Genomic DNA, 26432 nt, shown 5'->3' with positions numbered 1-26432 from the left:
CGGGGGAGGACTCGATGGCCGCAGAAGCGGGTGAGGCATTCACTGGCTCGCTCCGCTCTCCATCGTGGTGACCCGCCTGGCGCCCAGCAGGCCCCACGCGTGGGCCCAGACGACAAGTTGGGTGGTGTTGGCCGCCCCGGTCTTGTCGAGCAGTTCGTCATGTGCGGCTCGCACGTCGGCGGGCGCGATCTTGGCTATGGCAGCAATGTCGCTGGGATTGCTGTGCTCAGCGACCGCCCGCAGCAACAGTTGCTGCTCTGGACTGAGTTCCGGCATTGGCCTGTCCGTTGCGGGCGGAGCGACCTGCCGGGCGCTGCACAGGAAGTGCACGATCACCGGGGGCTTGCAGCGGGGCGGGCAGTGGAGGCTCTCCCGGATGTCGCGTACGTACTGGCGGATGGTCACGGCCGACAGCCCGGTCCTCGCGGCGATCTCTTGAGGGCCGAGGCCGTCCACGAGGTGCTGGGCGACGCGCTGCTGGGTCGGTGTCAGGGGGGTGATCGGTGCGCTGGTCATCATGCGCGGGGTCACGGGTATCTCTTTCGCGGCTGGGTTGAGGGATATCGGGTGGGGTGTCGCCGGACCCCGCGGGGGACGGGGGCCGGCGACACAGGCCCGTGCGCGGCGGTCTGGATTCACGGGGCGCCGCACACGGGGGCTCATGCGACTGTCGGGTCGGGGCGGGCCCACGCCGCTTCGGCGGCGAGACGTTCCGACCACTGGATGTGGGCCTCGTCGAAGGCGGCGTCGGCGAGGCGTATGCGCTGGACTTCGCCGGTTCCGGCCGGTGGGTAGGTGAACTGGATGTCGCGCCACAGGCGCTGGAGGATGTAGTCGCCGTTGAGGGCGTGGGCGCCGTGCAGCTCCATGGCGTCCTGGGTTGACTGCATCGCCCACTGGTGGCCGAGGTACTTGGCGTTGATCAGGTCGGTGTCGCAGGGCAGGCCCTGGTCGAGGAGGTGCACGGACTGATAGGCCAGGATTCGCCCGGCGCGCAGGCGGGCCTCCATGTCACCGATGCGGTCCCGCAGAACCGGCAGATCGGAGAGGGCGCCTCGGTAGCGGGAGCGCGCCTTGAGGTAAGCGGTCGAGGCGGCCACGACTGCCTCGTGTATTCCCAGGCTGACTGCGGCCAGGTTGGGACGGCCGTACAGGATGCTGCTGCTCTGCGCTACGCCCAGCCCCTGGCCGATCTCTCCGACCACGTTTTCCTCGGGGACGTGGACGTGATCGAGGTCGAGGCGGCCGGCGGAGAAGCCGTGCAGGCCGAGGCCGGGACGGTGGTCGGCGACTGAGAGCCCTCGGCGCTTGGATTCGACCATGAACGCGGTCAGCGCCTGGGAGGTGCTCACGCCTGCCTTGGCGGTCCGGGCGACCACGAGGTGGGCTCCCGCGAGGTGGCTATTCCCGATGTGGATCTTGCTGCCGGTGATCACCCATTGGTTGCCGACGTGCTCGGCGATGGTCTCGATGCCGCCGATGTGCCCGCCGGCTCGCGGTTCGGTCACGGCGATCGACAAGAGCAGTGAACCGTCCGCTACACGGGGCAGCCAGCGGCCCTTCTGCTCGTAGGTGGCGAAGTGCAGCAGGGCGCCGACGGGGATCAGCGTGGCCTGGAGGATGGCCGCCGCAGCCGCCGAGACGCGGGCAATGCGGTGGACGAGGATGGTCTTGGCCACGTGTCCGGCGCCCAGCCCGCCGAAGGATGACGGGACGGTGACGGCGAACCAGCGTCGTGCGGCCATCAGGTCGGCGACCTTGCGCTCCACCCTGCCGGGGGCGGCCTCCATGCGTGCGGCGCGCGGCGCGATGTGCTCGGCCGCGAAGGCGTCCGCCTCGTCCCACAGCAGTTCGTGGCGGGCGGTGAGATAGGGGCGCAGCGCCGGCGGCGGCGTGGTGGGTGTGGCGGGCATGGTCGTCTCCCTCTCCCTGGATGAAGGTCGCACGGTGGAGCGGCCGGGGATCGCCTGCGGCTCCCGGGTGGGGGGTCGTGGAACGGACTAGCGGACGGGCGCGCGGGCGATGTGGTCCATCACCCGGACGCCGGCGTCGATGACGATGTCTCTCAGCCGTCGGGCCTCGCTCAGGGGCCGCTTCTCGGGGTCGATGACGCACACCGTGCCCAGCACGGTGCCGCTGTCGTGGATGAGCGGGGCACCGAAGTAGGAGCGGATCCCGACCGCGTCGACCACGTGGTTGCCGCTGAAGCGCGGGCTGGCGTGCACGTCGTGCAGCGGAAGGGCCTTCTTGCGGGCCATGACCTCCGGGCACCAGCCGTGGTCTCGGCTCATGGTGCGGCCGACTATGACGTACCCGCTGTCCGCGGGCGGCTGGTGCAGCCCGACGAAGGTCTGCTCCTCCAGGAAGAGGTTGACGAAGCCGTACAGGAACCCGGCTCGTGTGGCCATGTCGCGGGCCAGTTCGTCGAAGTCCTCGCTGGCAGCGGTGGGCACGCCTAGGCGATCCAGCAGCTCGTATCGCTGCGCCAGCTCGCTCGCCTGCTGGGCCTGCGGGACGGGGACGGCGGCGCCGGCGGGGAGGGATGGCCCATGGGTGACCTCCCGCATGGCGCGTCGCGGCAGCGACTGCGTGAGGGGGGCGATCTGCCGTGCGCGGTAGGGATCGTTGGGCTGATACGACATCAGGCGTCCTGAAAGGTGGTAGTGGATGCGGGGCGAGCGGGGCTTGCCGATGCGCTCTTCAAGGCGTGGCCAACTACGGTCAGCAGGACGCCAGCGACGTGGTTCGGATCGCGAGCGTCGCAGGTGACCACCGGCACAGAGGCGGGCAGTTCGAGGGCGGTGCGGACCTCTTCGGGGGGGTAACGATGTGCTCCGTCGAACTGGTTCACCGCGACGACGAAGGGCAGGCCGATGTCCTCGAAGAAGCCGACGGGGGTGAAGCTGCTTTCCAGGCGGCGGGTGTCGACCAGGACGACCGCGCCGACGGCTCCGCGACAGAGGTCGTACCAGAGGTCGACGAAGCGGTCCTGGCCGGGCGTGCCGAACAGGAACAATTCCAGGGGCACGGGCGCGTCAGGCAGGTTGAGGCGACCGAAGTCGAAGGCGACCGTGGTGGTCTGCTTGGCCTCGACGCCCGCCAGGCTGTCCACGTCCGCGCTCGCCTCGGTCAGGTACTCCTCCGTGCTCAGCGGCGTGATCTCACTGACGGCACCCACGGCGGTGGTCTTGCCCGCGCCGAAACCGCCAGCGATCACGACCTTCAGCACGGTCGGTGAACCGGTACGCGGGCGCGACGACGGCCGCAGCACCACGGCCGGGTCACCCGGCCTGGGGGTAGGCGATGGCATCGGGCCACTTCCTCTTCAGGCCGGCAGAAAGGGCCGCCAGCAGTTGTGCAGAGGGACGTGCATGCGCGTCGGACGCGGCATAGGCGGTGACAGGGACGACCAGGGCGTCGGCGTCCAGGAGGTCGGAGATGAGGATCTTGACGGCGGTTACGGGACGGCCGAGTCGGCCCGCCAGCTCGGTCACCGAACGCCGGTGCTCCCGGCACAGGGCGAGGATCTCTGCGCATTCCTCGGCCTGGCCCGGGCCGGGCCGCCCGGGTCCGGCATCCAGCACCGTGTCCAGGCCGAGCAGATGCCGTGGCCGGGTGCGACCGCGCGTCAGGGTGTAAGTCCGCACGAACGTCGAATCCTCGGCCGCGCTGCCGTGTGCGGTCACCGGACCTCATCACCCGTGCCGACGCGGACGGGGATCTGCATGTAGGGGGCGAACTTCTGCACCAGGCGCCCCATCTCGAACCCGACGGTGCCGGCATCGGCGTCCATGGTCGCGATCACCGCGAGGACCGTGTCCACTACGCCCCGTTCGTTGCCGGGATGGCCTTCGAAGGCCGCGCTGCGACCGGAGCTCTGGACGAAGATCAGACAGTCGTCTCGCTCGATGACGACCTGCCTCGCCGGCCTCTTCTTGTGGGTGGGACCGGTGATGTTCGCCGCGAGTGAGGCCACTCCGCTGATGGCGGCCGACAGTTCGTCCGCCCAGTCCTTGTCGACGTCGCTGTCCAGCAGCCGTAGTCCGTCCCGCGAGAGCAGGACGGCGTGCGTGACGCCCGTCGTGTCGGAGGCGAACTGCCGCAGCAGCCACGCCATGTTGTCCCGCTGTCCGCTTGCCGTTGTCTCAGTTGCGGGTGCGTCGCCGGTCACGTTGTTCATCGCGGGGTGGGTGCTCATAGGGATCGCTCCAGAAGGGGGGGAAGGGCCAGCGGATGTAACGGCCACCGGGAACGTGGAGGGACGAGGTTCAGGGACTGGGGTGCTCTGTCGAAGCGGTGGGAGAACCGGCTTGCCCGCCGGCCTGGATGCCGGTACGGAAGGCGGCTGCGAGCCCTGGCGTCGCCGCGGTCACGGGGGCTTGCTCCCGCTCGTGTGGCGGATGGAACGTGCCGGCCTGGCGTCTACGCGTGGGAAGGGCCGGCGCATCAGCAGAGTGACCTGCCTGTGCGGCTTCCGGCGCCCCTGCGGTACCGGGGCGTGGGACCTGCCCCGGCCTCGGGGTGGCTGGAGTCGCTGCAACCTGCTGCGGTTGCGGCGCCAAGGGGCGGGCGTCCTGGGGCGGCGCGCTCGCATCGTCGACGGAGGGAATCGCTACTAGGATCCGTGCCGGGATGACCACCAGGGCGGTGGTGCCTCCCGTCACGTTCTCCTGCAGGAGAACGGACAGCCCGTGCGACTGGGCGATCTTCGCGGCGACCAGCAAGCCGAGCTGCCCCGCTCGCACCTGGCCGCTGACGTCGACCTCGTCGGGGGCCTGGAGCAGGTGGTTCATCTGCGCCCGCGTCTGCGGATGCATGGGGATGGCCCGGTCCTCGACCTCGACCGCCAGCCCGTTCGCCACCCGCTGCGCACGCACCATCACCTTCGTAGCCGGATCGGAACACTCACAGGCGTTCTCGATCAGCTCAGCCAGCAGGTGCGTCAGGTCCGGCCCCACATGGCCGGGAAGACCCACCTCCGCGCCCACGGACCCGGCCGCTACCGCCACCCGCGGATACTGCACGACCTCGGAGACCGCGCCGCGTAGCACGCTCTTGACGGGAACGGGCCGACGCACGCTGCGCAGGGACTGCCCGCCCAGCACCGCCGTGCTCTCGACCTGGCGACGCATTCGCGTCACGAGGTGATCGATCTCGAAGATCTTGGCCAGCAGCTCCGGGTCGTCGGTCAGCATCTCCAGCTGGCTCAGTGCTTCAAGTGCCTTGCCGACCAAGGCGTGCTCGCGCATGGCCAGGCGGCGCAGCACTTCCAGGAGGACGACGGACTGGGACTCGTCGTGCACCCGTATCAACGACGCGACGGCCCGCACTTGGAGAGCACTCAACGCCTTGTCAATCTCGGCGTCAGGGCTGGCAGGTGGCGCCTGCAGGTCCGGCAGCGGCGGGCGTCCCCCGCGGCACAGCTCGTCCGCCGACCACTGCACCGACTTCTCGATGGCCGCGGCTGCCCCTGCGATTGCTGCCAGTGCCGTCGCCCGGGCCTCCTCCGCCGCTGCCTGTATGGCTCCTGCGGCCGTTCGCGCTCCGCGAGCCGCCATCGTGGCGACGCCCGCGAGTCCGCAGATCAGGCCGGCCAGGAGCCAGCCGAGGCCCACCGCGGACACCGACCAGAGGGTGAAGGCGGCACCCAGCAGGGCGGCAAGGAGCACTAGGGGCAGTGCGACGGCGCGGTGGACACGGTGCAGGGTGAACGCGCTGATCGGAGGCCGCCGTCGGCGGTGGCCGGTGGCGGCCGGCCGTGCCGAAAAGGCGCTGTCAGGCATGGGAATCCTCGTCAGGGTGGGGGTGGCTAGGCGTGCTGCAGCGTCAGGTCTGCGCAGGTCTTGTGTGTGCTGCGTGAGGTCGAGCGGGGTGACGGAAACGCGACCGCGCCGCGGTGGGAGGACTGCGTCGCCAGGAGTTGAAGCAGCCGGGCGCTCTGGATCAGGCCCATGTGGCTGAATGCCTGCGGGAAGTTGCCGAGCTGGCGCTGCTGGACGGGGTCGTACTCCTCGGCCAGGAGGCCGAGGTCGTTGCGCAGTGCGAGGAGGCGTTCGAACAGGGCGTGGGCCTCGTCGAGGCGGCCGGTCAGGGCCAGGGCGTCTACGAGCCAGAAGGAGCAGAGGACGAATGTGCCCTCGTCTCCGCTCAGGCCGTCCACCCCGGTGTGGTCGCCGATGGTCGGGTAACGGCGCACAAGCCCGTCAGACGTGGAGAGTTCACGGCGCACTGCGTCCACGGTGCCGATGACGCGCGGGTCGTTCGGCGGTAGGAAGCCAACGCGGGGGATCAGCAGCGTGGCGGCGTCGAGTTCCTTGGAACCGTAGGACTGGGTAAAGGTGTTGCGCACCGGATCGAAGCCCCTGGTGCAGACCTCGTGGTGGATGGTTACCCGCAGCTCGGTCAGGCGGGCCAGGTCGATGTCGAGCGCACCGGCTTCGGCCAGGCGGATGGTGCGGTCGATCGCAACCCAGGCCATCACCTTGGAGTGGACGAAGTGCTGGCGTGCCCCGCGGATCTCCCAGATCCCCTCGTCGGGCTCCCGCCAGAGCTGTGCCAGGTGCTCGACGAGCCGCTGGTGCAGGACCGCGGTGTCGGCACAGTGGGCCACACCGCTCTCGTGCGCGAGGTACAGGGTCTCGATCACCTCGCCGTACACGTCGAGCTGGAGCTGGTCCGCCGCCCCGTTCCCGACCCGCACCGGCGTCGAGCCCTCATACCCGGGCAGCCAGGGCAACTCCCGTTCCCGAAGATCACGCTCTCCGGTGATCGCGTACATGATCTGCAGGTTCTCTGGGTCGCCGGCCACAGAACGCAGAAGCCAGCGCCGCCATGCCTGCGCCTCCTGCCGGTAGCCGGTCTCCAGTAACGCGGCCAGGGTCGTAGCGGCGTCGCGCAGCCAGGTGAAGCGGTAGTCCCAATTGCGTCGGCCGCCGATCTCCTCGGGCAGCGAGGTGGTCGGCGCGGCGACGATCCCGCCGCTCGGGTGGTAGGTCAGTGCCTTCAGTGCGATCAAGGAACGGACCACGGCCTCACGGTAGGGGCCGTCGTAGGTGCACTGCTGCGTCCAGTCCTGCCAGAAGGCGAGCGTCTCGGTGAGCGCCGCGTGCGGGTCGGGGATCTCCGGAGCCGGTGCGTGGGACGGGCACCAGCTGAGCACGAACGCCACGCTCTGCCCGGCGCGGATGGCAAAGGCACTGACGACGACCCCGTCCTTCTCCGCCTGCGGGACGCAGGTGTCGAGCCACAGTGCGTCCGCGCCGGCCTCCGCGACCATGCGCCCATCGGCCTCGTGGATCCACGGGCTGACGCTGCCGTATCCCGGCCGCGGACGCATGGCCGAAACCATTGCCACCTCACCGGCCAGACCCTCGACGATCCGGATCACCTGCGGTGCCCCGTCGCGAGGCGGCATGAAGTCCAGGACGCGGACCGACCCGGCCGGTGTGCGCCAGATCGATTCGAGGACGAGAGTGTCACCGCGGTACCGGCGCTCGGCGACCGCTTCGGGCCCGGAGGGGCCAGGCGCGGCCGGGGCGATCTGCCAGGTGCCGTGCTTGTGCGTGCCGAGCAGGCCGGCGAAGACGGCCGACGAGTCGAACCGGGGCAGGCACAGCCAGTCGATCGAACCGTCGTCGCAGACGTGGGCACTGGTCTGCATGTCGCCGATCAGGCCGTACTGCTCGATGCGCGGGAGGCGTTTCATCGTGTGGGTCTCCGTAGTCCCCGTGGACCCGGGGGTGGCTTCGGGGCCGCCGGGGCGGCCGGGAAGTGTCGGTGAGAGAGGCACGGTGGTTACCGGTCCGGGGGAGGTCTGTTCTGCCTCGGCCGGGGATCCACGTCCCGTGGAGCAATGCGGCCGGTTACTCGCTCACCACGAAGAGCCAGCCACGCCATGGGACCGAGAATCAGCGCGATCAGAACTGCCCCGGCGGCGGTCATGTCCGGGGCACCGACGCGGCCAGAACCACGCACGCGAGGGCGAGAGCGTAGACCGCGCCGCGCAGCACGTTGATCGGCGGCTTCCACCAGCGCCGTCTCTGGACCGACTTCGCAGGGGCCACGTCGTGGACCTGCACGGCAGCGATAAGGTCTTGGGTCGCCTCGGCCAGCCTGACCAGATGAACCCTGCTGGGCATGTAGCCACCGGGGAGGCCGCCCGAACAGAGCTGCTGCGCACGGAGCAGGGCCGGCTCTTGCGAAGGCGTCAGAGCTCCGAGCTGGCTGACGTGTCCTCGCAGCCGCAGTGCGAGGTCCTCCACATCGGCGGCAGTATCGGGTAACGGCGAGTCCTCGCCCAGCACGAGCGCCACCGTTTCCGTCGCCGAGGCCGCCGGGTCCCGTCGCAGGATGGGCTCACCAAGGGCGTGGCTTCTCCTTCCGTGATCACTGAGTTGGCACGCCCGGCGAAGGGCCAGCGAGGGACGCATGACGCAACTCCTAGGTGAATCAAGCCAACTTGAGCGAGGAACGCTGTGCACCGCAGGCAACTGACGTGCAAGGTGAGTGATCCTGCGGCTACGTTGAGCGAACCGCGAATCCCTGTCAGGGGGTATGCCTACGCGGCCCTCAAGGCCGTCAAAGGCGTCAAAGATCATTTCGGAACCGAGGGGCAGTACATGGCCCGTGAGAGAAACGTCGCCCTTGCCGCGCTCCTGCGCGAAGCGGGCTGGTCCCAGCCCCAAGCAGCCGCCGCGGTCGCTCGCGTTGCCGCGGAGAGCGGTGTACGCGAACTGGAGGCCATTTCCCGCTCCCACATCGCCATGTGGGTCCAGGGCACGAAGCCCAGTGGACGAGCGCCTCATATCCTGCGTGAGACGCTGTCCCGCAGGCTCGGCCGACGCCTCACCCTCGCTGACCTCGGACTGGAAGATGGGCCGACAGGATCCACTGACAGTAGTTCTGACTGGAGCGTCGACCCTCTGACCGTGCTGGCCGAGCTGGGAAGCGACGATCTGGACATGCACCGACGCAAGCTGTTGGCTACCACCGCGTACTCGGCCGCCGGCCTCGTCCTGCCTGCCGCTCCATGGTGGGCAGCCGCCCCGGCCACGGCGGCCTCGCGCCCTGCAGTCTCCTCCCGGCTGGTGACTCAGGCTGACATCGACGATGTCCGCAAACTGACCACCTTCTACTCCGCGAGGGACCAGCAGCGCGGTGGAGCCTCGGGGCGCTCGGCCCTGGCCGGCCATCTTCGCGACGAAGCGGTGCCGCTCCTGGGCAGCAGGTTCCGAACGGAACAGCACCGCCGGGATACGTACTCGGCCGTGGCAGAGATGACCTACCTCGCCGGCTGGATGGCCTTCGACGCCTCCGAGCATCGGACCGCCCAGCGCTACCTCACCCTCGCCGCACGCATTGCGGCCGAAGCCGCAGACGGACCGCTGGGCGGCCACATCCTGCGTGCCCTCGCCCATCAAGCAGTCGACCTCGGGCACCCACGCAGAGCGCTCGACCTGGCCGACGCCTCCATGTCCCGCACCCACTACGGCCAGGCCAGCTCGCGGGAGAAGGCCCTGCTCGCGGTAGTCCATGCCCGCGCCCTGGCCGCCGGCGGCGACCGCCGCGGCACTCTCGCGGCCATCAGTCGCGCGGAGAGGGACCTCGCACGTGCCGATAACGAGGATGCCCCCGACCGCGTCAGCTTCTTCCAGGAAGCCTCCCTCGCCCACGAGACTGCGTGTGCCTTGCGAGACCTGGGAAATCCTCTCGACGCGGAGTTGCATTTTCAGCGCAGCGTCGCCACCCGCCGGCGGCAGCAGTATGCCCGTACCCACAGTGTGACGCTCGGCTACCTCGGTGCTGTCCAGGTCCAGCAGGGACGCCTCGATGAGGCATGTGGTACCTGGGGACAAGCACTGGACGCCATGGCTGGCGTCCAGTCCGGCCGCGCCCGCGACGTCATCGTCCGCATGCAGAGCGACCTCTCGCCTGTGCGGCAACGTGGTGGCCGCCACGTCGCCGAACTGGACCGCCGGGCGCGGGAAATGCTGCGCGCCATAGGCTGACCACAGAGCACGTCCGCAGCTATTGACGGCAGCTGCTGAACACGCGACCCCGTTAGAGAGGAACGAGCGCCGATGGCAACGTACGAGGTCGAATCGATCGCAACGGTGGTCGGGGGCCACACCCGCGTTCAGGACGATTACCAGGGCGGAGTCGAGTCGGTCATCCGTCTCAACGAGGCGTACCCCCTTGAGACGCTGCAGGGAATCGAAGAGTTTTCCCACCTGACGGTGACCTGGCTCTTCCACCTGGCGCGACCGGAAGACGTCCAGCTCCACGCACGCAGCCCCCGCGGGAATCCGGACTGGCCGTCGACCGGTACCTTCGTCCACCGCAACCATCGGCGTCCCAATCAACTGGCGATCAGCTACCCGCGGCTGCTCGAGGTCGAGGGACGGGACCTGTTGGTCACCGATCTCGATGCTGTAGACGGAACGCCCGTGATCGACTTGGCACCGTACTTCGAACAGATGGGGCCTCGTGGCCCGATCCGTCAGCCCGCCTGGCCCGGCGAGATGCTCGAACCGAATTACTGGGCGAAGGCAAGCGAACGGCCCTCGGAGCGCCCTGTGTGACAGAAGCGACTGAGCTGCCCGGCTTGCCATTTGCATCGTCGGCAACCAACTGGAGGTCTGGCTCAAGCTGCAGCCCTCGCGTCTTGGAACTCACACCACGTCTCCTCGCCGCTGCTCTCCCATGCGTCTGAGATCGCATCGACCAGCCGGATCCCGCGCCCCGATTCACCGTCGGGTCCGGCTTCCTTGAGCACAGCGGGCGCCGGGTTGTGGTCGGTTACCGAGACACGCACCACGTCGACGCCCACCGTGATGCGGAGCACGACTTCGCCCTCACCGTGGACTACGGCGTTGGTGACCAGCTCCGAGACGGCCAGTACGACGAGCCCCGCCACCGGCTCCGAAACACGGCACCGCCGCAGGAACGCCCTGGCTATGCGCCGCATCTCCCCGACCTTCGCGAGGTCGGGGAGAAGGGCCGCCTGACAGGCATGGGATGCCGCCGGTACCTCTGCCCTCGCCCATGCGCCGGGCTCATCTTCCTGAACCGGCCTGACGCATGACGCGCCTGCTGTAGCCGCACAGCTACGGATGCCCCCGCCGGGCGGGGCCGCCTCTTGGAGCCTGATCATGTCGGCTATGGCACCGCGCGGCGACGCCGTCGACCAGGGGAATCCAGAGGGGGAAAATATGTCAAGGGGGAAACTGCAGGGGGGAATTGAGGCCATGATTGGATTCCGCCCACCAACAGAGGTCACACTCATGCCAGACCCGTTCGCCGACCTGCTCCTCCGGCTTCGGCAGGAGGCGGGCCGGACTCAGGAGGAGCAGGCGGAGGCGATCAACGCTGTCTCCGGCCGGGACACAATGACCCGCCGAGAGATCAGCCGTTATGAGAACTTCGAGAACATTCCTACCAACCACACGATCGGCCACATCGCGGCGGCCTGCGGTGTCCCCTTCGAGGAGCTACAGCGAGAGGCCAAGGCCGCCCGCGCTCGGAAGAGAAAGGGGCATGCCGATGCAGGGGAGGAGCAAGACGCCGTGAAGCGTCGCACGCTCCTGGGTAGCGCCACCATCGGCGTGAGCGTGGCCGCCGAGCCCTGGGGGCGCCTCGCCTTCGCCCTCAGCAAGGGGGCCAAGATCGATTCGCCCGCTGCCGCCGCGCTCATCGACCGAGCCGCTGAACTGCACGTCCAGGAACTCAACCTCAGCGCGCGGCGGCTACAAAAAACGGTCGAGTCGCATCTTGACGCGATCACTGCGGCCCTGCCTCGTGCAGGCGATCACGAAAGCGCTCTCACCATCGCCGCCGGAGAAACCGCCGCTCTGGCCGGTTGGGTGGCCTGGGACCTGGCGGAGCACGACAAAGCCAACGCCTACTACAAAGTCACGTCGCAGTGTGCGGCGGCTGCCGGGCATCCTCCACTCCGAGCCCTGGCCCTGACCTACAGCAGCTACGGCGCTTTGACGCCAAAGGCGAAGATGGAGTTCCTCTCCCAAGCCGCCAACGACGTGCGCGGCCACGGTAACGCTACTGCTGCCGCCTGGGTTCTCGGTAGGCATGCGGAAGAAGCTGCGGCGGCCGGCGACGAGGTGGGGGCGCTCCGGGCGTTAGACCGAGCGCGCTTCGCTTACGATTTCGCGGACCACGCCAGCGAGCAGGCATGGGTCAGGTTCGTGACCCCATACCGCATGGACTCGTTGGCCCTGTCCGTGTACGGCCAGCTGAGGCGTCCCGAGCTCACGTCCACAGCTGATACCGCGGTCGACCGCCTCGGAGACGGACTACCGGACGGGGGCGTCGTGGTCCTCGGTGATCTCGCTTCGGCCCTACTGCGTGGGGGTGACGTCGACCAAGGCGTCTACGTGGCACGCCAGTTTGCTGCGGCGGCACAGGCCAAGCCCAACACCATGGGCAAGGAGCGGGCGGCGGCTATTGCAGCGTTGCTTCCTGACAGCGAACACGAACTTGCCGTTCATTTCCGGCGGTTCGCATCCTGATCCACCTCGGGTGGCACGCGGCACGCCCAGGGCGCCAACGCCGCCGACGCCCGGCCCGTGGCTCCTCAGTCCGATTCCGTCTCCTCGAAGACCCAGGACAGGTACGCCTCCGACCCGCCGGTTACGGGCAGAGTGATCCATTGGGGGACGTCGTACGAGTGCTTCTCGTGCACCCACGCTTCTAGCGCGGGTAGACGGTCCGTCGTAGTCATATACGAGATGCGCCACTCCCGCGCCGCCTCGACCTTCCCCTTCCACCAGTAGAAGGCGGTGATTGGCGCATCAATGTGAACTCCCGCTGCAAGCTTGCTCTCGACCGCACCTCGGGCCAGCATCGTCGCCTGCCCCTCGTCGTCGCTGGTCGTCTGCGCAATCACAATATCGTGGGCCATGCAAATACCTCTCCAGCTTGGGTACCGCGACCCTACCCAGCCGTCCAGGGCACACCGAAAGCTGGTAGCCACCCCTCAAGGCGAGTGAGGCTCAACCACGACCTGTACCAGTCAGGTGCCGGTGGCGTGTCGCTTAGGCACCGCAGCGGCAGGAGGTCGTGCGGCTGCATGATGCAGGCGCCGGGGCTCGTGCGCTTCCCAAGCCCACGACAGGAGGACTTGCTGGCTGTCGGCGGCTATTCGCTCACGGCAGACGAGAAATAGGACCACAGGACTGGATACCTCCGTCCGGACCATGTCAACGTACAACGTCCTGGAAAATACCAGGCCAGGATGTGCAGATGGTCCACTGCGGCCCGGGTTGCGAAATGCCTTGGAATCCTGCACCCGTGTGACTGCCTTGCTGGCAGGGCTCCTACTTGGGGAGGTCCGCCTGTCTGACCCCGCTATGCGATCCGCTCGCTTCACTGCACCCGCTCCTTATACCCACGGCGCGTCTGAACGCCTGGTACAGCCAGGCAGCCAGCGACTACGGGACCGTCTCCGTCGGGCTGTGCGTCTGCTTTTGCGTGGCCGGCCTGTTCGGCGAGGACCTGTTGCAGCGTGGCTATCGCAGCGTCAGTGCCGCCCTCGTATACCTTGCGGCACGTCTTGGCGCCGCAACATGGCAAATGGCACACGCCATCAGGACGAGCGCCTCGCTGCGCGGAATCTCGACCGCCTCACCGATGACGGTCCGCTGGTGCTCGCCACGGACGGCGCGCACCTGGTTGGGCGTCGACTGGCCCTGGCTGCGGCGAGCCTAAGCAGATGCCGTCTTCGTGATGCGGTGCGCAACATAGACGACGATCGCCGGTTGGCAAAACCGGCGATCGTGAGGTTCCTTGAGGATTCGCATGCGCGGCTGTGCTTGGCGGCGGAGCTGCAGCGAACTCAGCAGCTCGTGAAACGGAATGGCACTGGTCTGGTGCCAGCCAGATGATCCGGCGCCCTGCTGGTGCAGGTCCACCTTGAAGGAGAGTGAGTACCCCCTGTCCGTTCCGATCAAGAAGCTTCCACCCAACTCCAAGGGGCAGGTGCGCTACCGGTTCGTAGTCGACGTAGGCATCGACCCTGCGACCGGGAGGCGCAAACAGCTGACTCGTACGTTCGCCACGCTCAAGGAGGCGAAGGCTGAGTACGCGCGCATCACCAACCGCCGCGAGGAAGGGACGTTCGTACCGCCCAACCAGATAAATGTAAATGAGTGGCTTGATCAGTGGCTGGCCATGAAGGCAGAGGATCTGGAAGAGACCACTATCTACAACTATCGGGTTACCCTCGATCGAGTTCGGGGGAGGCTGGGGCACATCCGGCTTCAGGAACTCACCGAGGAAGATGTGGAAGACTGGATGCACTGGGCGTTGAAGCATGGGCGGGTGCGCGGTGGTAAAGCAGGCACTCCGCTCGGAGTGACCAGCGTGGAAATGAGTCTCGCTCGATTGAAGGATGCCCTGAATCGAGCCGTTACGCGTCGGCTAGTAACCATGAATGTGGCCCAGCATGTGACTATTCCGCGTAGGGCACGCAAAGAGGAGCGAAAGAAGAAGCAGGAGGTGAAGCCGTGGAACGTCCAGGAGATCCAGACGTTCATTCACGGTGTCCGGAAAGAACGGCTCTACGCTGCCCTCTTGCTGTCCCTCATGGGTCTACGTCCGGCGGAAGTCTGCGGACTCCGATGGGAAGACGTGGACTTGGAGGCCGCCACGATCACCATAGCCAACACGCGGACGATGATGGGGAATCGGTACGTTGTGGAGAAGGACACCAAATCCCTGGCTGGGGAACGGGATCTTCCTTTGCCGGCACCGGTGCTGGCTGCCCTCAAGTCGTTCAGGGCTCTCCAAGCCAAGGAGAAGCTCGTCCTCGGTGAGGCTTACTCGGACTCCGGATACGTGGTGGTGCACGAGACTGGGGAAGCCTTCACGATCAAGCAGCTCCGCAGACGCGCTTACCGGCTCATGGAGATCCTTGAACTCCGCAGAGTGCGCCTCTACGACGCTCGCTCCTCCTGCCTCACATACCTCGCCAACAAAGGCGTGCCGGATCACATCCTTGCCCGGTGGGCCGGACACACGAACGTCAAGACCACCAAGAAGTGGTATGTGAAGCCGGACGTGGAGGACCTCCGCGGAGCCGCCACAACGTGGGACGGCCTGCACGGTGCTGCGACGGAGGGGTAAGCGTGACTCAGGCGGCCTGCCGATTGAGCGACCTGCCCAGCAGTATGGCAGTCAAAATCGAGGTGACCCGGAGGCCGGCTGCTGGCTGTGGACCAGCGGGGGCCGGGGCGGCTATCGCGCAGGCGGGAACGCAAATCGGGCGACCTTCAGTCCTGCGCGAGGTGTTCACGTCTGTTGCTCCGACAAGTCCGTTGTCGGAAGGCGCCTGTACATCTCAATCAGGAAGTCCGACGGTCCGTCTGAACGCCAATAGCCGTTCTTGGTGTGGTAGCCGGGGCCATAGATCAAGTGCAGCGTGCTCTCGGCGCGAGTCAAGGCAACGTAGAACGTGCGCCGCTGTTCGGCGAGTTCCTTCACCGTGGGCTGGCGCCACTTCCCGCGGTCTGCAACGTTGCGCGGGATGATGCCGTTGAGCAGCCCGGGGAGGATCACGGTGTCGAACTCGCGGCCTTTGGCTGAGTGATAGGTGGTGAGGAGGATCTTCCCGATGACCTCTTCGCCCTGGGCCAGGTCCTGCAGGACGAGGCCCTTGGACCGGCACAGGGCGGCCAGCTCGCCGAGGCTGGTGTTGTTGTCCTTGTCGGGATGCTGTTCGGCGATCGCGTCGAGCGTGAGGCTGGCGCGTAGCTGCTGGAGCCAGTCGTACGCGGAGGCGTCCAAGGGGTAGGGCGGCTGGGGGTCGAGGCAGGTCTGCAGCGTCCGCAGTAGGGCCAGGCGGGAGGGCGGCGGGGGTAGTTGGGCTTCAGTGCGCAGGGTGGTGAGGGTGTGTTCCAACTGGGCAAGCGGGGGCGCTTCGGCCCGGCGGAGCATATCGGGTCGTTCGTCGGCGGAGGCCGTGTGGATCTGGTAGTTCGTCACCGCGCGGCTGGCGCAGCGTTGAACGAACCGGGAAAGGGTTCCGGCGGGAAGTTTGTCGTCGCGTTCGTAGAGGAAGTAGATCTCGCGTCGAGTCAGTTCGTCCAGCAGGGCGTCGAGGAGGGGGCCGCGTTGCGGGTAGAGGATGGCGATGCGTTCCGGTCGGACCTGCTGCTGCTCTGCCTGTTGGGCCAGGTCGCAGACTAGTCGTGCGTGGTCGTCGAAGCCTTCTTCGACGGGGTGGAAGTTGACGCTTCCGGGAGGTGCGCCGTCGCGTGCACGGCGCTCACGGGTTGTTCCGAGAGCTGCTTCGGCGGCGACGATGATTTTTTGTCCGCTGCGGTAGTTGACGTCTAGGGGCAGGTCGCGGAAGTCGCCGCGTTCGGCCAGGGCGGTCAGGTACTTGGCGTCAGCGCCGCTGAATCCGTAGACGGACTGGTCGGTGTCTCCGACAGCGAAGACGGTGATGCCGGCCAGGTCGTGCAGTGCCACGACGAGTTCGTGGAGGACTCCGCCGAGGTCTTGGTATTCGTCCACGATGAGGTGCGGGAAGCGTGCGCGCAAAAGGTCGCGTACAGGTTCGTGCTCGCGCACTATGCGCAGGGCCCGGGTCACCATGGACTCGAAGTCGGTCTCTCCCCTGGTGGTGAGTTCTTCTTCGTAGAGGCGGGCGGCCTCTACTTCACGTGGGTCGAAGGTCTCGAGGGGTTCGCCGCAGGCCAGAGCGCGGCGGATCCTAGTGTTCTCGCCAGTGCGGAACTGGGCGAGGGTCTCGGCGATGCCGACGCGGTCGAAGCAGTGCTGCAGGAGTATCTGGGTGGCTTTGTCGCCGAGTACCTGTCCTGCTTGGGGTGCGGGTTCCTTGGTGAGCGGGGCGAAGGCGCGCAGGATCTCGTTGAGGCAGAAGGCGTGGACGGTGGAGCAGGTGATCCGTCCGTCGGTGCGGACGCCGTGTTTGAGGACGCGGCGGCGGATCTCGTCGGCTGCGGCGTTGGTGTAGGTGATGCACGCGATGCCGCGGAAGGCGGAGATCTGGGTTTCGAGCAGGTAGGCGGCGCGGGCGACGAGTGTGCGGGTCTTGCCGCTGCCCGGGCCGGCGCGTAGGACGACGTTGCCTGGGTGCAGGATGGCGGTGCGCTGCGTAGGGTGGAGTTCTTCGAGTTCGCTCAGCAGCGCGTCACTGACCTGCAGCATCGGTTCCCCGCGGCTCGCTGGTGCCGTTGGTGTCCCGCCGGGCGGCGAAGAGTGAGGTGCCGCGGGCCTTGTGGGAGATGTCGTCCAGGGCGAGGAAGAGGTAGGAAGCGGTGCCCAGGTGGTGCAGGGCCCGGGTGTCCAGGGGTGTGCCGGAGTCGGTGATCTGGGCCGCCGTGCGGATGCGGGCTGGCAGGTCAACGGCGCGGATGTGCGCGGCAAGCCGCTGTGCGAAGCGGCCTTTGCCCAAGTCGGAGATGCGGTCCAGCATGTCCTTGCGGACGTCGGGGTCCACGGTCGGGCTCTGTTCGTTGGCGACGCCGCGGCGCACCTCGGCGATCGCGTTGGCATTGCTGCTGAGTTCCTGGAATGCCTCCACGATCTCGTCGCCGAAGAGGGCGCACAGGTCGGTTTCCAGAGTCTGAGCACCGACGTACACGCCGATGCTCTGCAGGGCGTCGGCGAGGGGACTGCGGCTGGCGTGGTAAGTAGCCGTGCCGTACTCAGGCAACTGCCCGATCTGGGTGAGGAGCGTTGCGGTCTGGGTGGGGTTGGGGTGGAGGCCCGCGCCCCTGGTGAGACCGGCCTCGCGCCGGTTGCGCTTGTCGGGGGCGGCATCGCCGTCCGTGATGATCACGTGGGGAGTGTTCAGGCCGCGGGGCCCCAGCAGGGCCCGGTAGGGCTTGAAGTCGGTTCCGTGGACGCTGGCGACGACCGTGCCGTAGGCGTCGAGGTCGAATCCCGCGGCGGCGGCCAGAGCCGGCAGGACGTACAGCTCGGCCAGTCCCTCGACCAGGATGACGGCGGAGGCGAACAGGACCTCGGAACGGCTGATGTCGATATAGCGCTCGAGGTCCGCGGCCTCGTCGCTGGTGACGGGGAGGCTGGCAGTACTGGCCCCGACGGTGCCTGCCTCGGTAGCGCGCAGGACGATGAAGGAGCGGACGGGGGCGACTGCGGCGATGTGGGGGCTGTGTGTGGTGAGGATGAGGGCCGGTCCGCTGCGCAGCAGGTAGCCGAACAGGTGGCGCTGGAGGCTGACGTGGAGGTGTGCTTCGGGTTCCTCGACAGCGATCAGGGTGGCGACGAACTGCTCGTCCCGGCGCTGTTGGCTGAGGGCTTCCAGCAGCAGGCCGAGGTAGATGACGTTGGCGCTGCCGAGGCTGGTGTCGGAGATGCCTCTGCGGCGGGCAGTGTCCAGGAAGAGGCGGACGGCGCGGATGAGTTCGTCGGGCTGGGAGGAGGCGAAGCCGAGGGTGGGCTCGACCGCCAGGCGCGGCCCGAGCATGGCCTGCAGCCGGTCGGCCAGGTGCTGCTCGAGCTTCGCGACGTTGGCGTCCTTGGTCAGCTGGTCGACCGCAGTGGCAATCGCGGAGGCGGTGGCCTCGAGGTTGGCCGGGTCCAGGGGAAGCCGCTCGAGCAGGTCCCGCAGGGGGCTGCGACGCCAGTTGTGCAGGTCGGCTTCAGCGTCACGTAGCGCCGGCAGGACGCGCAGGGCCACTTCGCGTCGGATCCTGCGCACGTCGTTGGTCTCGCTCACGCCGGCGAAGACGACGAAGTCGTAGTCCTGGGCGGTCAGCGGCCGTCCGGTGACCTGGACCGCGGGACCGGCGGCGGTCTCGATCTCGGTACGGGGAGCGAACCGGTAGGTCAGTCGCGCGGTATAGGGATCGAAGTCGACGGTGGCCGTCGACAGGACTCCCTTGGCGTCGTCGTCGCTGTCGTATCCCTGTAGGTCCACGATGATGGTCACTTCGGCCCTGCCACTCAGGCCCCCCGGGTGGCCTTCCCAGATGTCCTCCTCGCGCAGCAGTCGGCGGGCGTCGGGCAACGAGGGGTCCAGGACCAGACGGATCGCCTCCAGCAGGTTCGACTTGCCGACCCCGTTCTCACCGACGATCACCGCGTGGGCGGGGAAGTCATCGATGACCAGGTGCTGAAAGTTGCGGAAGTTCCGTATCTCGATCCGCGAGATGTGCAGGCCCATACGTCCCCTTACCGGCCCTCTGTGGCGATCCGTACACAGGTCAGCATTCCAGAACGCCCCGTGCTCCGGCTGGTGTTTGCGCGCCCCGGCCTGGACGCCCCCCGCTCGGCGCGGCCTGGCGAGCGTATGTCGGCCTGCGACTGGTGGTCCTTTCTGTCTCAGCGCATACCCAGGCGGCCTCACTGATCCGGTACTGCCCGAGCCGGTCCCGGCTCACAAGCTCTGGTTCGGCCCGACGTCGGCATCATCGCGCAATCCTGACCGGCGCCCCCTGCCTGGCCCAACCCTGTCCCGCTGCACAATCTCAATCCGCTTGCACCGCACAGGATGCAGACCTCATCCTGACCAGTTCGCCAGACGCATGCCTAGGAGAGGCAGGAAAGGGCGCGCATGGACATCAAGCCGTTGGAGGAACTGCAGGCCGCCGACGAACGCTCTCTGCGCTTCACACCTCTCGGCCTGGGCCAAATGCAGCCGGAGGACGCCGCCGACTTCCAGCAGCGTGTGATCGCGGGGCTCAGGCTGGCCGACGATGTCACTGAAACAACCCGACACAAGTTCGATCAGCTGCGCGCCGCCCACAGCCACGGAGTGCTCTGCTACGAACTGTTCACGCTGGTGGCAGACGTGGCCCGGCTGACGCTGGAGCAAGCGTTGCGGGACCGGTTCGTCGCCCACCATGGACAGGTCGTCGAGGTCCGGGATCGCAAGAAGCACGAGTACCAGATCACGATGACCAGCTACAGCGACTTCTTCGAGCAGTACAAGAAGGTGCGCGGTGCGGAAATCCGCATGGGCGCTTCCCGGGTGTGGGAGCCGTTCAATGCCATGCTCGACGGGTTGCTGACCTGGGCCCGCCGCGAGGGCATGTTGCGCGGGCAGCGCAACCGGTCTCTGGAACCGGTTCTGCGCAGGCTGCGGAACATGGTGGCGCACGGCACCTACCACCTGACCTCTCCGGTGGAAGCGGCCAGGGAGCTTTCCGACCTTGCGGAGATCATCAATCATCTGTGGGGGCACGCGACGCCGGGAGGTCGGCTGTATCCGGCACCGCTCAGCCGGAGCATCATCGCCATCGGTTGGAACGACAGCGGCGAGTACACCACGGCTGGCTACGCCAGCCAGCTGGCCCAAGAGGACGAGGAGGGGAGGTTCACATACGTCCTGGTCCGTGCCGTGTTCTGCCCTGGCGGAGTTACTGACCCGAACCTGATGGAGTTCGATGCTCGAAGCGCCACCACCGTCTTCCCCGCCCAATACCTGTGGGGTCCCGGACCGCGCGAAGAAGCCGTCGCCTGGCTGGACGACCATCAGCCTGAGCCCGATCTGTGCGACTACCTGGATCAGGTGGTCCTCGTACGTGTCAACGATGGCCACGTCTATCTGCCGATGTACCCGGGCGTGGCAGCCGGACTCCCCGGGGCTGAGCAGGACGGCACCTGGTACGCGCTTCGTGTAGACCGCGGGCTCGACGGGTTCGCTCATGTCCGTGCCATCGCCGATGCCGGGACAGAGCATGCCCGTGAGGGCGAGTGCAGTGCGTGCCCCGTCGAAACGCTCGCCAGCGGAGACCTCACAACGGTCCTGCAGGCAGCGCGCCACGCCGGCGCAGACGCCACGCCATTGCACGTTCCGGATGTCCGCACGCCCTTCGCCGACTGGCTTACCCGTCCGGCACCCTGAGGAGGCGAGCGGGTGCCGATCCCATGCGCTGTTGGTGACGGACCCTACGCCCCATCGACATCTTCGAAGAAGAAGATCGTCGGCGCGAAGCAGACTTCAAGCGTGGCTATCGCAACTGAAGCGACGGTTGGTTCGGGCCGTCCACCATGTCCTACGCGTCCTCGTCTGGAGCCTTCGCGAGCTGGGCACCAAGATCAAGACAGAGCTAACGGAGTCCTACTACCCGCTTTGCTGCAAACCAGACTGTCTGGAAGCCGTGCCGAAGTGGGAAGCTGCGCAGCGCCGGGATCGCGAGGGTGCGCGAGCCAGGAGGACGCACTGTCCCCACGGTCAGGCGTGCACATCGAAAAACTCGTACGTGGACCCACGAGGGTCTCGGCAGCGCCGGGCGTGCCGCGCCGCGAGAGTCACGAGCCGCCGGGTTCACCTGGCCGTGTGAGATTTCGTGAGACGTGAGAGGGTCTGGGGCGTGAGTGAGACACCACCGAACACCCTGCAATACCGCTTTGACGGGCCAGAAGACGCTCCGGTCCTGATCTTGGGTCCCTCACTGGGTACCACATGGCACATGTGGGACCGGCAGATCCCCGAGCTCGTCAAGCAGTGGCGGGTCTTCCGCTACGACCTGCCGGGTCACGGCGGCGCCCCGGCGCACCCGGTGGGCTCCGTCGCCGAGCTCACCGCCCGGCTGCTGGCCACCCTCGACGGGCTCGGAGTGCAGCGCTTCGGCTATACGGGCTGCGCCCTGGGCGGCGCCGTCGGTATCGAGCTGGCCCTGCGCCACCCCGAGCGTCTCGCCTCGCTCGCCCTGATCGCCGCGTCACCGCGCTTCGGCACGGCCGACGAGTTCCGTCAGCGGGGCGTGATCGTCCGGACGAACGGGCTCGACCCCATCGCCCGGACCTCCCCCGAGCGCTGGTTCACCGCCGGGTTCGCGGCCGCCCAGCCCGCGATCACCGAGTGGGCCGTGCAGATGGTCCGCACCACCGACCCCGGCTGCTACATCGCGGCCTGCGAGGCGCTCGCCGCCTTCGACGTGCGCGCCGAGCTGGGCCGTATCAGCGCGCCGACCCTGGTCCTCGTCGGCTCGGAGGACCAGGTCACCGGCCCCGCCGAGGCCCGCACCCTGGTCGCCGGGATCCCGGACGCACGGCTCGCGGTCGTCCCCGGCGCCTCCCATCTGGTGCCTGTGGAGCAGCCCGCGGCGGTCACCGATCTGCTCGTCCACCACTTCTCGACCGCCTGGCAGCCCGCGTTCGACGCGACGACCGGCCAGCTGACGGCGATCACGGCACCCCCGGTCAAGCCGGCGCTCGCGCCGCCCGCGCCGGTGGCGCCCGTGGCCGAGATCGCCCCGCCCGTCATGACGTCCGAGCCCGCGGGCCGGGCCGACCCGTACGAGCTGGGGCTCAAGATCCGCCGTGAGGTGCTCGGGGACGCACACGTCGACCGGGTGCTGTCCTCGGCGGACGACTTCTCCGGGGACTTCCAGGAGTTCGTCACGCGCTACGCGTGGGGCGAGATCTGGGACCGGCCGGGCCTGGACCGGCGCGCCCGCAGCTGTGTCACGCTCGCCGCGCTGGTCGCGGGCGGCCATCTGGAGGAACTCGCCTCCCACACCCGGGCGGCCCTGCGCAACGGACTGACCCCGGCCGAGATCAAGGAAGTGCTGCTCCAGACGGCGGTCTACTGCGGTGTACCGGCCGCGAGCAGCGCGTTCAAGGTGGCGCAGGAGGTCATCCGCGAGGAGACGACCCCGCAGGAGTGATCGTCAGCCGGGTAGTGGGAGCACCACGTCGGGGGGACCCCGGACGCCTGGGCGGGGGCAGGATGGTGCTCATGAAGCTCACGAAGAAGTCGCACGCCTGCATCCGGCTCGAGAAGGACGGGCGCACGCTCGTCATCGACCCCGGCACCTTCAGTGAGGAGGACGCCGCGGTCGGCGCCGACGCGATCCTGGTCACGCACGAGCATCTCGACCACTTCGACGAGGACCGGCTGCGCGCCGCCCTGGAGGCCGGCCAGGGCGCGGAGATCTGGACCCTCGCCTCCGTCGCGGAGAAGATCTCGGCGGCCTTCCCGGGCCGTGTGCACACGGTCGGTCACGGCGACGCCTTCACCGCCGCGGGCTTCGACGTCCAGGTGCACGGCGAGCTGCACGCGGTGATCCACCCGGACATTCCTCGCATCACGAACATCGGCTTTCTGATCGACGGCGGCAAGGTCTTCCACCCCGGCGACGCGCTCACGGTCCCCGACCACCCGGTTCAGACGCTGATGCTTCCGGTGATGGCCCCCTGGAACAAGATCTCCGAGGTGATCGACTACGTCCGCGAGGTCAAGCCGCAGCGCGCGTACGACATCCACGACGCCCTTCTGACGGATCTCGCGCGACCGATCTACGACAACCAGATCGGCGCGCTGGGCGGCGCCGAGCACCTGCGCCTGGCTCCGGGCGGGTCGGCCGAGGTCTGACGGCCGCGGCGCGTCGGTTGGGGGCCCGGCTCCGCGGCCCCCAACCGGTTGTCGTACCCGCCCGGTAGGTTGGAGGACATGCGTATCGCCACCTGGAACGTGAACTCGATCACCGCCCGTCTCCCGAGGCTCCTGGCCTGGCTGGAGAGCAGCGGCACGGATGTGCTGTGCCTCCAGGAGGCCAAGGTCTCAGAGGCCCAGTTCCCCTACGAGCAGCTCCGCGAGCTGGGGTACGAGGCGGCGGTCCACGCAACCGGCCGGTGGAACGGCGTGGCGGTGCTCTCCCGCGTAGGCCTGGAGGACGTGGTCAAGGGCCTGCCGGGCGATCCGGGCTACGACGGCGTCCAGGAGCCCCGCGCCGTCTCGGCGACCTGCGGCCCGGTCCGCGTCTGGTCGGTGTACGTGCCGAACGGCCGTGAGGTGGACCACCCGCACTACGCGTACAAGCTGCAGTGGTTCGAGGCCCTGAAGGCGGCCGTGGCGGGCGACGCCGGGGGCAGCCGTCCGTTCGCGGTGCTGGGCGACTACAACGTGGCGCCGACGGACGACGACGTCTTCGACATCGCCGCCTTCGAGGGTGCGACGCATGTCACCCCCGCCGAGCGCGCCGCCCTGACCTCTCTGCGTGAGGCCGGTCTCACGGATGTGGTCCCGCGTCCGCTGAAGTACGACCACCCCTTCACGTACTGGGACTACCGCCAGCTCTGCTTCCCCAAGAACCGCGGCATGCGCATCGACCTGGTGTACGGCAACGAGCCGTTCGCGAAGGCCGTGAAGGACGCGTACGTGGACCGGGAGGAGCGCAAGGGCAAGGGCGCGTCGGACCACGCGCCGGTGGTGGTCGACCTGGGGTTGTGACGGCCTTGCGCGGGGCGCGGCGGCCGGAGTCCGCGCGCCCTGTGGTGCGAGCCGTGGCGGGGGTGTCACGCTGGGCGTATGAACATCCCTTTCTTGGGCAACTGGCGCAAGAAACGAGGCCCCTCCCGGGGGGTTTCGGTGCTCTCCACCGGTGACCCCGACCCGGGCAGCGTCGCCGCACTTCTCTCCGAGTGCGAGCTGCTGCGCTCCCAGGCCGACGATGCGGGCGTCGAACTGGACGACTCGGCGGCGTCGTTGGAGGCACTCGACCAGATCGTGCCGCGCTGGCGCGACGACGAGGAGATCGTCCCCTGGCTCGGCAACGACGCGGGCCTGTATCTGGGCACGGTGATCGTGCGTACGGTGCCGGGGGCGGCCTGGGTGGTGTGGCCGAGCGGCCATCCCGTGGTACGGCTGACCTCCGGGCGCGAGATCGACGTGGTCGAGGCCGGCCACACCTGGGCGGACACCGGCGCTCCCGAACTGACGCAGGTGTACGCCGAGGTGGCGGAGTTCTAGCCCTGGGGACCACCGGCCGGAACCTCGACTAGGATGGGGCGTTCGTCCCCGCGATCTCGGTGACGGTGGGGCACCCCCCACGGCCACCGAGACCGTAGGGGGAGGGCAGCACCAGTTCATCGGGGTGTGCCCGGCCGGTGGCGGTCGAAGATCACTGCTCGCGCAGCGGAACGGACACATAGGACGGGTCCTCCGCGGGCGAGGAGAAGGTCAGCTGCGCGCCGGACGGGTTGTGCTCGATGTAGAGCGGGTCGACCGTGTCGACGACCAGCGCGAGCCGGTGCCCGGCCGGGACGTCGTAGGCCGTGGAGAACAGCTCCAGGTCGACGCCGAACGGCTTGCCGGGCGTCAGCCCGTGCCAGGTGTACGGCGCGTTGCTGACCAGTTTGCCGAGGCCGAGCGGGCCCACGTCGTACAGGTACGCGACGAGGGTGCCGCTCTCCTTGGTGCCGGTGACGGTGGTGTGCAGCTTCGCCGTACCGCGGATGTGCTGGGCGGTGGCGTACTTCGGCGACTGCCACACGGCCGCGTAGCGGCGCGGCAGCAGCGGGATCGAGGCGATCGGCGGCACCTGGGCCAGTTGGTCGAGGATGCTGGACAGGAAGATGACCCCGCCGTCCGCGCCGGAGTCGGCGTTGGCGTGGATCGTGGTGGTTCCCGCGAGGTCGATCTTCCGCTGTGTCGCGCCCACCGACTTCCAGTCGGGGTAGCCCTCGTACCCGCCCGAGGAGCGGGGCTTGAGCTCCACCGGCTGTTCGCGGTCGATGCCGTTGTCCTCGCCCTTGAGATAGTGGTCCATCCAGCGCTGAGTGTCGGTCCACACATCGTTGGGAAGCCCGAACAGCCCGGTCAGTTCGGCCGTGGCATGGTCGCCCGGACGCAGCTCCAGTCTCTTCGGCCCCGTCAGTTTCTCGTAGAAGTCGACGTACTGGTTGGGCGGGAAGATCGTGTCGCCCCAGGCGTTGGCGAGCAGGAGCGCCGTGCCGTTCTTGTTGAACTCGTCGATGTAGGTGGCGGGGGAACGTTTCCTGCCCCAGGCGATCAGATCCGGCTCCTTCGCCAGGTTGGAGGCGAAGAAGTCCTGGAACACCTGCTGGAGTTCGGGGCTCGGACGGCCGGTGAGGGTACCGGCGCCGTCGAGCAGGGCGCCCGCCTGGACGTGCTGGGTGCGCTGGGAGTAGATCGAGTCGATCAGGTCCGCCCAGCCGCTCAGCGAGGCGACCGCCTTGATGCGCTTGTCGTGCGCGGCGGCGAGCAGACTGATACCGGCGCCGTAGGAGACCCCCGCCATCCCGATGTGCCGGGCGTCGGACGGGGTGTTGGCGAGCGCCCAGTCGATGACCCGGGAGGCGTCGGCTATGTCGGGGGGCCCGGCCACTTCTATCCGGCCGCCGGACTGCCAGAACCCCCGCACGTTGTATGTGACCACGACATAGCCGGAGTCCGCGAGCTTCTGGGCCTGGGCGAGGTACTCGACCTGTGGCAGGCCCCAGCTCGTCGGGAGCACGAGCAGCGGATAGCGGCGCGTGCCGTCGGTGCCCGAGGGGGTCACCACGTTCCCTTTGAGGACCGTTCCGCCGTCCCCCGTGATGTCGACGAAGCGGATGTCGTTCGAGGCCGCCTGGGCGGTCGGGGCGAACCCGAGGACGCTGCCGGCGATCAGCGTCGCCGAGACGGCACCCACGGTGGTCGTGCGCAGGGCCTTGCGGTGGTTTCCCACGGGTCA

At 68.2% G+C, this 26432-nt stretch carries 24 protein-coding genes; 9 read left to right on the top strand and 15 right to left on the bottom strand.

The genetic code is table 11. The features are described 5' to 3' along the window. Positions 1-39: 39 nt before the first annotated feature. The 9 genes from AB0L95_RS00445 to AB0L95_RS00405 form a co-directional block, all read right to left on the bottom strand. Positions 40-531 (bottom strand): LuxR C-terminal-related transcriptional regulator, encoded by a 492-nt coding sequence (locus tag AB0L95_RS00445; RefSeq protein WP_365154669.1) that lies wholly within the window; start codon positions 529-531, stop codon positions 40-42. Positions 532-659: 128 nt separating this feature from the next. After that, positions 660-1913: an acyl-CoA dehydrogenase gene (locus AB0L95_RS00440; RefSeq protein WP_365154666.1), complete on the bottom strand. Its 1254-nt coding sequence runs from the start codon at positions 1911-1913 to the stop codon at positions 660-662. A gap of 87 nt (positions 1914-2000) precedes the next feature. Further along, positions 2001-2642 (bottom strand): GAF domain-containing protein, encoded by a 642-nt coding sequence (locus AB0L95_RS00435; RefSeq protein ID WP_365154663.1) that lies wholly within the window; start codon positions 2640-2642, stop codon positions 2001-2003. Next, entirely contained in the window at positions 2642-3274 is a 633-nt protein-coding gene (locus AB0L95_RS00430) for an ATP/GTP-binding protein (protein ID WP_365154660.1), read from the bottom strand. The genes AB0L95_RS00435 and AB0L95_RS00430 overlap by 1 nt, the downstream gene beginning before the upstream one ends. Positions 3275-3281: 7 nt before the next feature. After that, positions 3282-3686 (bottom strand): DUF742 domain-containing protein, encoded by a 405-nt coding sequence (locus AB0L95_RS00425; protein ID WP_006143017.1) that lies wholly within the window; start codon positions 3684-3686, stop codon positions 3282-3284. Next, the gene (locus tag AB0L95_RS00420; protein WP_061916021.1) at positions 3683-4198 is read right to left on the bottom strand and encodes a roadblock/LC7 domain-containing protein; all 516 of its coding nucleotides are present in this window, start codon (positions 4196-4198) and stop codon (positions 3683-3685) included. The genes AB0L95_RS00425 and AB0L95_RS00420 overlap by 4 nt, the downstream gene beginning before the upstream one ends. A gap of 70 nt (positions 4199-4268) precedes the next feature. Then, positions 4269-5783, bottom strand: a complete 1515-nt coding sequence (locus tag AB0L95_RS00415; protein ID WP_365154657.1) for an ATP-binding protein — start codon at positions 5781-5783, stop codon at positions 4269-4271. Positions 5784-5809: 26 nt separating this feature from the next. Beyond that, positions 5810-7705, bottom strand: a complete 1896-nt coding sequence (locus AB0L95_RS00410) for a glycoside hydrolase family 15 protein (protein ID WP_365154654.1) — start codon at positions 7703-7705, stop codon at positions 5810-5812. A 232-nt stretch (positions 7706-7937) separates the two neighbouring features. After that, the gene (locus tag AB0L95_RS00405; RefSeq protein ID WP_365154651.1) at positions 7938-8429 is read right to left on the bottom strand and encodes a DUF6415 family natural product biosynthesis protein; all 492 of its coding nucleotides are present in this window, start codon (positions 8427-8429) and stop codon (positions 7938-7940) included. Positions 8430-8618: 189 nt separating this feature from the next. Between AB0L95_RS00405 and AB0L95_RS00400 the strand changes: the two genes are divergently transcribed. Both AB0L95_RS00400 and AB0L95_RS00395 read left to right on the top strand, forming a co-directional pair. After that, complete coding sequence (locus AB0L95_RS00400) at positions 8619-10007, top strand: Tat pathway signal protein (protein ID WP_365156426.1); 1389 nt, start codon at positions 8619-8621, stop codon at positions 10005-10007. A 72-nt stretch (positions 10008-10079) separates the two neighbouring features. Then, positions 10080-10580: an SAM-dependent methyltransferase gene (locus AB0L95_RS00395; protein WP_055493703.1), complete on the top strand. Its 501-nt coding sequence runs from the start codon at positions 10080-10082 to the stop codon at positions 10578-10580. A gap of 62 nt (positions 10581-10642) precedes the next feature. Here the strand turns inward: AB0L95_RS00395 and AB0L95_RS00390 are convergent, their stop codons facing one another. Then, positions 10643-11152 (bottom strand): ATP-binding protein, encoded by a 510-nt coding sequence (locus tag AB0L95_RS00390; protein WP_365154648.1) that lies wholly within the window; start codon positions 11150-11152, stop codon positions 10643-10645. A gap of 130 nt (positions 11153-11282) precedes the next feature. Between AB0L95_RS00390 and AB0L95_RS00385 the strand changes: the two genes are divergently transcribed. Then, complete coding sequence (locus tag AB0L95_RS00385) at positions 11283-12524, top strand: helix-turn-helix transcriptional regulator (RefSeq protein WP_365156424.1); 1242 nt, start codon at positions 11283-11285, stop codon at positions 12522-12524. Positions 12525-12589: 65 nt separating this feature from the next. On the opposite strand, the gene cutA is transcribed toward AB0L95_RS00385, so the two are convergent. Together cutA and AB0L95_RS00375 are read right to left on the bottom strand one after the other, a co-directional pair. Then, a complete protein-coding gene (gene cutA, locus AB0L95_RS00380) occupies positions 12590-12916 on the bottom strand; it encodes a divalent-cation tolerance protein CutA (RefSeq protein WP_006143010.1) in 327 nt (108 codons plus the stop codon). An 802-nt stretch (positions 12917-13718) separates the two neighbouring features. After that, the gene (locus AB0L95_RS00375; RefSeq protein WP_189902918.1) at positions 13719-13925 is read right to left on the bottom strand and encodes a hypothetical protein; all 207 of its coding nucleotides are present in this window, start codon (positions 13923-13925) and stop codon (positions 13719-13721) included. A gap of 1 nt (position 13926) precedes the next feature. Here AB0L95_RS00375 and AB0L95_RS00370 point away from each other — a divergent pair, with 1 nt between their 5' ends. After that, positions 13927-15138, top strand: coding sequence for a tyrosine-type recombinase/integrase (locus AB0L95_RS00370; protein WP_365154645.1), 1212 nt, complete (start codon positions 13927-13929; stop codon positions 15136-15138). Between the two features lie 165 nt (positions 15139-15303). On the opposite strand, the gene AB0L95_RS00365 is transcribed toward AB0L95_RS00370, so the two are convergent. Both AB0L95_RS00365 and AB0L95_RS00360 read right to left on the bottom strand, forming a co-directional pair. Beyond that, the gene (locus AB0L95_RS00365; RefSeq protein ID WP_365154642.1) at positions 15304-17187 is read right to left on the bottom strand and encodes an ATP-dependent helicase; all 1884 of its coding nucleotides are present in this window, start codon (positions 17185-17187) and stop codon (positions 15304-15306) included. Continuing rightward, positions 17171-19171, bottom strand: coding sequence for an AAA family ATPase (locus AB0L95_RS00360; protein WP_365154639.1), 2001 nt, complete (start codon positions 19169-19171; stop codon positions 17171-17173). The genes AB0L95_RS00365 and AB0L95_RS00360 overlap by 17 nt, the downstream gene beginning before the upstream one ends. A gap of 390 nt (positions 19172-19561) precedes the next feature. Here AB0L95_RS00360 and AB0L95_RS00355 point away from each other — a divergent pair, with 390 nt between their 5' ends. The 5 genes from AB0L95_RS00355 (at position 19562) to AB0L95_RS00335 (ending at position 24706) form a co-directional block, all read left to right on the top strand. Continuing rightward, a complete protein-coding gene (locus AB0L95_RS00355; protein WP_365154636.1) occupies positions 19562-20854 on the top strand; it encodes a hypothetical protein in 1293 nt (430 codons plus the stop codon). Between the two features lie 469 nt (positions 20855-21323). Continuing rightward, on the top strand, positions 21324-22622 hold the full coding sequence (pcaC, locus tag AB0L95_RS00350; protein ID WP_365154634.1) for a 4-carboxymuconolactone decarboxylase: 1299 nt from the start codon (positions 21324-21326) through the stop codon (positions 22620-22622). A gap of 71 nt (positions 22623-22693) precedes the next feature. Continuing rightward, positions 22694-23329: an MBL fold metallo-hydrolase gene (locus AB0L95_RS00345; protein WP_365154631.1), complete on the top strand. Its 636-nt coding sequence runs from the start codon at positions 22694-22696 to the stop codon at positions 23327-23329. Between the two features lie 78 nt (positions 23330-23407). Next, complete coding sequence (locus AB0L95_RS00340) at positions 23408-24187, top strand: exodeoxyribonuclease III (RefSeq protein WP_365154628.1); 780 nt, start codon at positions 23408-23410, stop codon at positions 24185-24187. 78 nt (positions 24188-24265) lie between these two features. After that, complete coding sequence (locus tag AB0L95_RS00335; RefSeq protein WP_365154625.1) at positions 24266-24706, top strand: DUF6278 family protein; 441 nt, start codon at positions 24266-24268, stop codon at positions 24704-24706. A 151-nt stretch (positions 24707-24857) separates the two neighbouring features. Here AB0L95_RS00335 and AB0L95_RS00330 read toward each other — a convergent pair whose 3' ends face one another. Continuing rightward, complete coding sequence (locus AB0L95_RS00330; protein ID WP_365154623.1) at positions 24858-26426, bottom strand: alpha/beta fold hydrolase; 1569 nt, start codon at positions 26424-26426, stop codon at positions 24858-24860. Positions 26427-26432 lie beyond the last annotated feature (6 nt).

The organism is Streptomyces sp. NPDC052036 (assembly GCF_040680495.1).
Classification (GTDB): Bacteria; Actinomycetota; Actinomycetes; order Streptomycetales; family Streptomycetaceae; genus Streptomyces.
Note: the sequence above shows the minus strand (reverse complement) of the source record. Positions and strands in the feature narration are given on the sequence as shown.